The organism is Nocardiopsis sp. CC223A, assembly GCF_030766825.1.
Classification (GTDB): domain Bacteria; phylum Actinomycetota; class Actinomycetes; order Streptosporangiales; family Streptosporangiaceae; genus Nocardiopsis.
This window is the reverse complement of sequence record NZ_JASFDV010000011.1, coordinates 104,294-112,477: the sequence shown is the minus strand read 5'-3', so window position 1 is coordinate 112,477 and position 8,184 is coordinate 104,294. Positions and strand designations below refer to the sequence as shown.

The following is an 8,184-nucleotide window of genomic DNA, read 5'->3' as shown; positions in this document are numbered from 1 at the left end:
CGGGCCGGGGCGGGCCGTCCGCAGCCGTCACCGACCACCGCTCTCCGGCACCCCGACGGCCGAAGACCCAGAGCAGACCGCCCTCCGCCCGCGAAGGCACCGCCCGGGCGGTCCCGGTCGTGAAGCCGCGGTCGGCCCCGGACCGCGGGGATGGCGCTGCCGCCGAACCCCTCCTCGATGAACGCCTCGGTCCCGGCCGAGGTGAGCGGGTGGCGATGCGCGGGCCGTCCTCCAAGGCCTCCGGCAGAACGGAGTCCTCCTGTGGGCCATCGGCCGCTCAGACGGCCTCCCGCCGCTGGAGGTAGGAGAACGCCCCCCACCCCGGCAGCACCGGGAACCAGAACGTGAGCACCCGGAACAGCAGCACCGCGGGCAGCGCCACCGCCGCCGGGACCCCCGCCACCGCGGTCAGCCCGCCGATGAGCGCGGCCTCCACCGCGCCCAGCCCGCCCGGGGTGGGCGCGGCCGACCCGATCGCGTTCCCGGCCAGGAACACCACGGCGACCGCCACCAGGCTCACCTGCGCGATGTCCGGGGCGAACGCCAGCACCGAGAAGTACAGGCACAGCACGAACGCCACCGTCAGCAGCACGGTCCCGCCCAGCCCCATCGCCAGGGAGGCGGGCCGTTGCAGGGTGTCCAGCAGCCGGGGCAGCACCCCGCGCAGGTAGGGGCGCACCCGCTCGGTGATCGCCCGGCGCAGCCGCGGCGACAGCAGCACCGCCGCGACGAGCACGGTGACGGCGATCGCGATGGACACCACCGTCGGCGAGGGCGTGAACCCGGTCCAGTACGAGGTCCCGGTCAGGTAGGCGCACACCAGCAGCAGCGGCACGTGCACCAGCAGTCCGACCAGCTGGCCGAGCCCGACCCCGGACAGCGCCAGCGGCGTGGACGCCCCGGCCTTGATCGCGAACCGGGTGTTGATGGCGATCGACCCCAGCCCCGCGGGGGCGGCGATGCGCACGAACGACGCCGCGTACTGCACCAGGACGCTGCGCCACCAGGGCAGCTCGACCGGTACGAACCCGATGAGCACCATCGCCGCCGCGACCATGCACGCGGTGGCCATCGCGAACGCGGCCAGTGCCCACCCCGGGTCGGCCCGGCCGACGGCGCTCAGGTCCACGCCGGTGAGCTGGTAGAGCAGGACCAGGCCGACCACGGTGGCGACGATGACGCTGACCACGGTGCGCGGCCGCATCCGCTCCACCCGCGCCGGTTCGGCGGGGGCCTCGGGGGCGACCTCGACCACCGCCTCGCGCAGTCGGCCGATGAGCCCCTTGCGGGCGCGCAGCGCGCGGCGCAGCGGGTAGGGCAGGCCGGGCGGTTGCAGGAACGGCAGGATCGCGGCGGTGGCGGGCACCCCGAGGGCGCGCACGGCGGAGGCGACGGCGCGTTCGGCGCCGACCCGGGTGGCCAGCAGGGCGACCAGGGCGGCCGAGTCCAGGGAGACGGTCAGGGGCGGCGCGGCCACCGAGCCGCGGCCCACCCCGGTGAACACGATCCCCCCGCCCGCCCGGTCGGTCCCGACGGTGGCCCCGTGCAGGTCGCCGTGGGCGACGCGGTGCCGGTGCAGCCGGCCCAGCGCTTCCCAGCAGCGGTCGAGCAGGGCGTCGGTGAACTCCTCCTCGGCCAGGTCGTCCAGGGGCCGGACCTCGGGCAGTTCGCGGACCAGCAGGACGGTGCCGGGCCGGGGTTCGCCGACGGCCAGCACCCGGGGGGTGGCCACCCCGGCATCGCGCACGGCGTGGGCCATGAGCGCGGCGTGCTCGGCGCGGCGGCGCACCCCGTAGAGCATGCGGGGGGCGAAGGGGCCGCGCAGCAGCAGCAGGTCGCGCAGCCGCCGCCAGAACCCGGCGGTGTTCTCGGAGCCGAGCACGACGGCCTCGGCGCGCCCGCCGTCGGCCAGGTCGACCAGGTGGCGGGGGTCGCCCTCGGGGTCGGTCCCGGCCGGGGTCACGGCGGTCGGCTCCAGGCCGAACCGGCGCAGTTCGGCGCGCAGCGACCCGTTGGCGGGGGGCGGTGTGCCGGCGCCGACGGCGTAGCCGAGCAGTCCGGCGCAGGTCACGCCGGCGATGACGGTGAGCAGGAGGGCGGGCAGGCTGGTGACCCCGGCCAGCAGGGCGCAGGCGGCGGCGGTGACGGTGGCGGCCCACAGCAGGGAGCGCACCCGGGGCTGGCCGGTCGGCATGGTGAGGAGGTAGGCCAGGGCGGCGGCGACATAGCCCAGGGTGGCCCCGGTGAACAGGTCGCCGGGGGCGTCGGGCAGGCCCGGGGGGATCCGCTCGGGTCCGATGAGCGTGTACAGGACCGCGTTGACCAGGGAGGTCAGCGCGTAGGCGGCGACGGCGGCCGCACCGGCCCGCACCAGGTCGCGCAGGGCCCCGGCGAAGAGGGTGATCAGGACCGAGGCGCAGACCAGGGTGATGAGGGCGAGGTTGGCGCCCAGGGCGGCGAGGAAGAGCGGCCCGGCGGGCAGCAGGGCGCGCAGGGCGTCGGGGCCGGCCTGGCCTTCGGTGACCGCCCGGACGGCGAGCAGGATCACCGCGATCACGCACAGTCCGCCGACCCCCACGAAGAGGTCGACGGGTCTGCGCGGGGCGCGCACTGTGGCGGGGCCGGGGGCCGGGACCCCCGTAGCGGTTGTCGTCACCCCTCCAGCCTGCCCGACCGGCGGAGTGTTCGAGCACCGGTACGGGGGCGTTTCGCGCGGTCCGTTCGGCGTTCGCGGGCCGGCCGCGCAGACGCGGACGGGGACGCCGGTCCGGCGTCCCCGTGGTCGGTGCGGCGTCAGGCCGGCGGGGGCAGCAGCCCGCGCCGGTAGGCCGGGACCAGGTTGCGCGGTACGAGGTACTCGCGTCCGCCCAGGGTGAGGGGCACCAGGTCGGGGGTCTTCGCCCGCCACTGGGAGCGGCGGGTGCGGGTGTTGGAGCGCGACATCCTGCGCTTGGGTACGGCCATCGTCGTTTCCGTCCGTGTCGGCGGCGGGGCCGCTGCCCCGCCGTCGGTCGTTCCTGTCCGTTACTTGTTGTAGCGGCGCTTGAAGCGCTCGACGCGGCCCGCGGTGTCCACGACGCGGGCGTTGCCGGTGTAGAACGGGTGGCTCGCGCTGGAGATCTCGACGTCGATCACCGGGTAGGTGTTGCCGTCCTCCCATTCGACGGTGTTGTCGCTGGTCCGGGTGGACCGGGTGAGGATGGCGAAGTCGCCGGCGCGGTCGCGGAAGACGACGGGCCGGTAGTCGGGGTGGATGCCCTTCTTCATGTCCGTGTGCCCTTTCCGGGGTCGGGGTGTGTGCGTGGTGGCGGCCGGGGTGCGGCGCGGGGTCAGCGCTCTTCCCTGAAGTCGACGTGGCGGCGGACCACCGGGTCGTACTTGCGCAGGGTGAGGCGGTCGGGGTTGTTGCGCCGGTTCTTACGGGTCACGTAGGTGTAGCCGGTCCCGGCCGTGGACTTGAGCTTGATGATGGGGCGGACGTCGTTGCGCGCCATGGGACTCTCCTTCACCTGTGGACTACGGGCCGCTGTGCACCATAGAAGGAAATGATAACCGTTTTTATTTCCTTGGACGACGCGGGCCCCGCCTGCGGGCAATTCGTTACTCTGTGTGGTTATCTCATCACCATTGGAGAGATTCGTCGCGACCGCGACACACCCCGGGAGGGGACCATGCCCGACCGCACCCGGCACACCGCCGCAGCCGTACCCGCCGTGACCCGGCGCAGCCTGCTCCGCTCCGCGGGCGCGGGGACCCTGGCCGCCGTCCTGGGGGGAGCGCCCGCCCCGACCCTGGCCGCCCCCGACACCGGGACCCCGGGCTTCACCGAGGTCCCGGCGGCGCGCACCGACCGGGTGACCGTCCCGGCCGGGTACACCGCCCGCGTCCTGCTGCCCTGGGGCGCGCCGATCTCCCCGGGCGGGCCCGCCTGGCGGCCCGACGCCGCGAACACCGCCGCCCAGGCCCGGCAGCAGGTCGGCACCGGGCACAGCGGCCTGCACTACCTGCCGCTGGGCCCCTCCCGTGAGGGCACCCGCAACGGCGTGCTGGTGATCGGGCACGCCGCGCTGGACCCGGTGCTGCTGCACCCCGACGGCGGCCGCGCCGACACCGCCGAACGCGCCGCCAAGGAGATCGCCTCCCTGGGGGCGACCGTGGTGCGGGTCGAGCTGTCGGAGGGGCGCTGGCGGATGGCGCGCGACGAGCTCAACCGGCGGATCACCGCCGACACCCCCGTGGTGTTCTCCGGACCGCTGGCCGGGCACGGCGCCCTGGACACCGGGGCCGACCCGCTGGGCACCACCGGCGGGTCCGCGCACGCGGTCACCCCCTGGCACACCTACCTGACCGGGGAGGACACCTTCGCCGACGCCTTCGGAACGCGGGACTCCTCCTGGCGCCCGCGGCCCGTGCACGAGGACCACGGGCTGACCGCGGACTCCGCCCGCGGCTGGCACCGGCACCTGCCCCGGTTCGACCTGGCCCGCACGCCCGGGGAGGCCGACCGGTTCGGCTGGGTGGTCGAGATCGACCCGTTCGACCCGCAGGGCCCGCCCGCCAAGCGCACCGCGCTGGGGCGGCTGGGGCACACGGGGCTGGCCGTCGCCCAGTCCCGGGGGCGGCCGGTGGTGTACATGACCGACGCCGCCCACGCGTACAAGTTCGTCGCCGCCCGCCCCTGGCAGCAGGTGCGCCGCCCGTCCGTGAGCCCGCTGGACGAGGGCACCCTGTACGCGCTGCGGCTGGACGCGGACGGCACGGGGACCTGGCTGCCGCTGGTCCACGGCCGCACCGGGCTGACCGTCCTGGACGGGTTCGCCGACCAGGCCGCCGTGCTGCTGCGGGCCCGCCGGGCGGCCGCGGCGGTGGGGGCGACCGCGTTCCGGGGGCCGGGGCGGCCGGCGGTCCACCCCGGTAGCGGAGAGGTGTACCTGCCCGAGGCCGACGGCAGCGGCGGCGGGCGGCTGCTGGCCTGGACCGAGGGGGCGCTGGACCACGCCGCCACCGTCCTGGCCTGGCGGGAGTTCGCCCGGGCCGGCGAGGGGTTCGCCGCACCCGGCGGGGCGTTCTCCGGGGCGGACGGGCGGCTGTGGATCACCACCGACGTGGCCCACCTGGGCTGGGACGCCGGCCGCGAGCGGCTGGGCAACAGCGCCCTGCTGTGCGCCGACCCGCACAGCGGGCGGGTGCGCCGCTTCCTGACCGGACCGCGCGGCTGCGGGATCGCGGGGGTGAGCACCACCCCGGACCAGCGCACCCTGTTCGTGGCGGTGCGCGAGCCGGGGTCCTCCGACGCCCGCTGGGGCGAGCCCACCGCGGAGGACCCGCGGGCGGTCGGCAACTGGCCCGGGTTCGACCCCCGGGGTCGCCCCCGGTGCGCGGTGGTGGCGGTGCGCAAGGACGACGGCGGGGCCGTCGGCACCTGACCGGCGGGCGGCCGGGGCATCGGCGGCCGTCCGGGGTCCGCGGTGCCCCCGATGCGCGGCGGCGGTGGCCGAACCGCTGATCCCGGCGTCAGGGCCCGCCTGCGGGGGACGGCCGCCGGTGACGGCGTACCGCCGGGCCGGAGCGGCGGCGACGGCTTCGGCGGGCGGGTTCCGGGGCGGCCCCCGGGAAAAGGGCGACGGCCCCGGGCGTCAGGCCTCGCGGCCGGGCACGGCCCGCCAGTACTGGCGGTGCTCCCGGTCGCGCACCACCAGGCCCCGCTCGGCCAGCGCGGCACGCAGCTCGGCGGCGTCGTCGGCGTCCTTCTTCTCCAGGGCCTCCTGGCGGGTGCGCAGCAGCGCCTGCGCGCCGGCGTCCAGGCCGGGGGTGCCGTCCAGCCAGCGCTGGAACGCGTCGGCGTGCGGGTCGCCCTCGGACCACGGGTAGCCGTGCGCCTCGAAGGCGGTGCGCAGCCGCTCCGCGCCGTGGTCGGTCTTCGCACGCACCGCCTCCGCGGTGTCGGTGTCCAGGACCACCGGTTCCCCGCCGTCCAGGAAGGCCGTCCCGAAGCGCTCGCGCGGCACCTCGGAGGTCTCCCCCGAGGCGGTGACGCGCACGGCCTCCCCGTCCACCGCCACCGTGATGACCTCGCCGTAGGCCGTCAGCGCCAAGAAGCCCCCGGCCACCGCGCCGACGGGGCCGGCCCGTGGATCACGGACCGGCCCCGTCGGGGTTCACGATGCGCCGGCCGGGTTCCAAAGGCCCGGAGCGGACGTCTTCGAGGAAAGGCCCGTGGCCGTAGGCCGTCCGTTGAGGGTGGCGGTGGGCGACGGGCGGGCGGGGATGTCCGCTCCAGGCCGAAGGTTCCCGCCTGCCGGAGGCGCATCGCCGGGTGGCGCGACCGTGGCCGTGGGCCGTCCGTTGAGGGTGGCGGTGGGCGACGGGCGGGCCGAAGCGAAGCGGAGGTCCGGAAAAGCGCGGCCTAGACGGCCTGGGCGCGCAGCGCCTCGCGCTCGGCGCGCTGGCTGCGGGCCTCGTCCGGGTCCAGCAGCGGAGCGGCCGCCAGCAGTTGGCGGGTGTACTCGCTCTGCGGGTTCTCGTAGATGGAGTCGCTGTCGCCCAGCTCCACCACCTCGCCCTTGCGCATCACCGCGACGCGGTCGCTGACCTGGCGCACCACCGCCAGGTCGTGGGCGACGAAGATGTAGGTCAGCCCGAAGTCGTCCTGGAGCTCCGACAGCAGCCGCAGCACCTGGTCCTGCGTGGACACGTCCAGCGCCGACACCGGCTCGTCGCAGATGATCAGCTTGGGCTTGAGGATCAGCGCCCGCGCGATCGCGATCCGCTGGCGCTGGCCGCCGGAGAACGCGTGCGGGAACCGGTTGTAGTGGCCGGGCTGCAACCCGACCCGGTCCAGCAGCTCCTGCACCTCGCGCTTGATCTTCTTGGTGTCGCGCTCGCCCTGCACCCGCAGCGCCGTGCCGATCGCGTCGCCCACGGTGACCCGCGGGTTCAGCGACGAGTACGGGTTCTGGAACACCATCTGCACGTCCCGGCGCAGCGGGCGCAGCGCCCGCTCGGACATGTGCGTGATGTCCCGGCCCTCGAAGACCACCCGGCCCCGGGTGGGCTCCAGCAGGCGCATGACCATCCGCGACAGCGTGCTCTTGCCCGAGCCGGACTCGCCCACGATGCCCAGCGTCTCGCCCTTGTACAGGTCGAAGGAGACGCCGTTGACGGCCCAGAAGTCGGTGGAGCGGCCCATGGCCCCGCCGCGCACCTTGAAGCGCTGGGCGACGTCCTCGACCTGGAGCAGCGGCTCGCCGTCGGTGGGGACGGGGGTGAACGCCTCGAACCTCGCCGGGTCGGTGACGGTGCCCGCGCGCTGCTCCTTCTCCACGCGGTCGGCGCGGTCCTGGGCGCGGCGCTGGGCCCGGGAGACCTCCACCCGCGGCACCGCGGCCAGCAGCGCCCGGGTGTAGGGGTGCTCGGGCTCGGACAGCACCGTGCGCACGTCACCGCGCTCCACCGCGACCCCGTGCCGCATCACCACGACCTCGTCCACCGAACCCGCCACCACCGCCAGGTCGTGCGAGACCAGGATCAGCGCCATGCCCAGATCCCGGCGCAGCTCGTCCAGCAGGTCCAGGATGCGCGCCTGCACCGTCACGTCCAGCGCCGTGGTCGGCTCGTCGGCCAGCAGCACCTTGGGATCGCACATCAGCCCCATCGCGATCACCACACGCTGGCGCATACCACCGGAGAACTCGTGCGGATAGGAGTTGATCCGCTTCTCGGGCTGGGGGATCCCCACCCGGTCCAGCGCCTCGACCGCGCGCTTGAGCGCGACGGACTTGGACGCCTTGGGGTGGTGGACCCGGTAGGCCTCCACCAGCTGGTTGCCGATGGTGTACTGCGGGTGCAGCGACTGCATCGGGTCCTGGAAGACCATCGCGATGTCGTTGCCGCGCATCGCCCGCAGCTGCTTGTCCGTGGCGGTCACCACGTTCTGGCCGGCCACCTCGATGGCGCCGGTGATCTTCGCCCGGCTGCCGCGGTGCAGGCCCATCAGGGCCAGCGAGGTCACGCTCTTGCCCGAGCCCGACTCGCCCACGATGCCGAGGGCGCCCCCGGCGGGCACCTCGAAGGACAGTCCGTTCACCGCCTGGACGTCGCCGTCCATGGTCGGGAACGCCACCCGGAGGTCGTCCACCCGGACGACGGGCTCGGTCGAGGCCATGTCACATTCCTTCACTAGAG

Annotated in this window: 7 protein-coding genes; 1 reads left to right on the top strand and 6 read right to left on the bottom strand. The window is 75.3% G+C overall.

The window, feature by feature from the left end:
- Positions 1 to 277 precede the first annotated feature (277 nt).
- From QJS33_RS06885 to rpmG, 4 genes are all read right to left on the bottom strand, one after another.
- A complete protein-coding gene (locus tag QJS33_RS06885; protein WP_306367012.1) occupies positions 278 to 2,656 on the bottom strand; it encodes a lysylphosphatidylglycerol synthase transmembrane domain-containing protein in 2,379 nt (792 codons plus the stop codon).
- Between the two features lie 137 nt (positions 2,657 to 2,793).
- The gene (rpmF, locus tag QJS33_RS06880) at positions 2,794 to 2,964 is read right to left on the bottom strand and encodes a 50S ribosomal protein L32 (RefSeq protein WP_306367011.1); all 171 of its coding nucleotides are present in this window, start codon (positions 2,962 to 2,964) and stop codon (positions 2,794 to 2,796) included.
- A gap of 60 nt (positions 2,965 to 3,024) precedes the next feature.
- A complete protein-coding gene (locus tag QJS33_RS06875) occupies positions 3,025 to 3,267 on the bottom strand; it encodes a type B 50S ribosomal protein L31 (protein WP_306367010.1) in 243 nt (80 codons plus the stop codon).
- A gap of 62 nt (positions 3,268 to 3,329) precedes the next feature.
- Positions 3,330 to 3,494, bottom strand: coding sequence for a 50S ribosomal protein L33 (gene rpmG, locus QJS33_RS06870; protein ID WP_220562022.1), 165 nt, complete (start codon positions 3,492 to 3,494; stop codon positions 3,330 to 3,332).
- A 177-nt stretch (positions 3,495 to 3,671) separates the two neighbouring features.
- Here rpmG and QJS33_RS06865 point away from each other — a divergent pair, with 177 nt between their 5' ends.
- Positions 3,672 to 5,426 (top strand): PhoX family phosphatase, encoded by a 1,755-nt coding sequence (locus QJS33_RS06865; RefSeq protein ID WP_306367009.1) that lies wholly within the window; start codon positions 3,672 to 3,674, stop codon positions 5,424 to 5,426.
- Between the two features lie 210 nt (positions 5,427 to 5,636).
- Here the strand turns inward: QJS33_RS06865 and QJS33_RS06860 are convergent, their stop codons facing one another.
- Positions 5,637 to 6,110, bottom strand: coding sequence for a hypothetical protein (locus QJS33_RS06860; RefSeq protein WP_306367008.1), 474 nt, complete (start codon positions 6,108 to 6,110; stop codon positions 5,637 to 5,639).
- A gap of 296 nt (positions 6,111 to 6,406) precedes the next feature.
- Positions 6,407 to 8,164, bottom strand: coding sequence for an ABC transporter ATP-binding protein (locus QJS33_RS06855; RefSeq protein ID WP_306367007.1), 1,758 nt, complete (start codon positions 8,162 to 8,164; stop codon positions 6,407 to 6,409).
- Positions 8,165 to 8,184: the final 20 nt, after the last annotated feature.

What these genes read in the sequence shown, in the direction of transcription:
- rpmF (WP_306367011.1), bottom strand. Translation starts at nt 2,964, where the DNA reads ATGGCCGTACCCAAGCGCAGGATGTCGCGCTCCAACACCCGCACCCGC.
- QJS33_RS06875 (WP_306367010.1), bottom strand. Translation starts at nt 3,267, where the DNA reads ATGAAGAAGGGCATCCACCCCGACTACCGGCCCGTCGTCTTCCGCGAC.
- rpmG (WP_220562022.1), bottom strand. Translation starts at nt 3,494, where the DNA reads ATGGCGCGCAACGACGTCCGCCCCATCATCAAGCTCAAGTCCACGGCC.
- QJS33_RS06865 (WP_306367009.1), top strand. Translation starts at nt 3,672, where the DNA reads ATGCCCGACCGCACCCGGCACACCGCCGCAGCCGTACCCGCCGTGACC.
- QJS33_RS06855 (WP_306367007.1), bottom strand. Translation starts at nt 8,164, where the DNA reads ATGGCCTCGACCGAGCCCGTCGTCCGGGTGGACGACCTCCGGGTGGCG.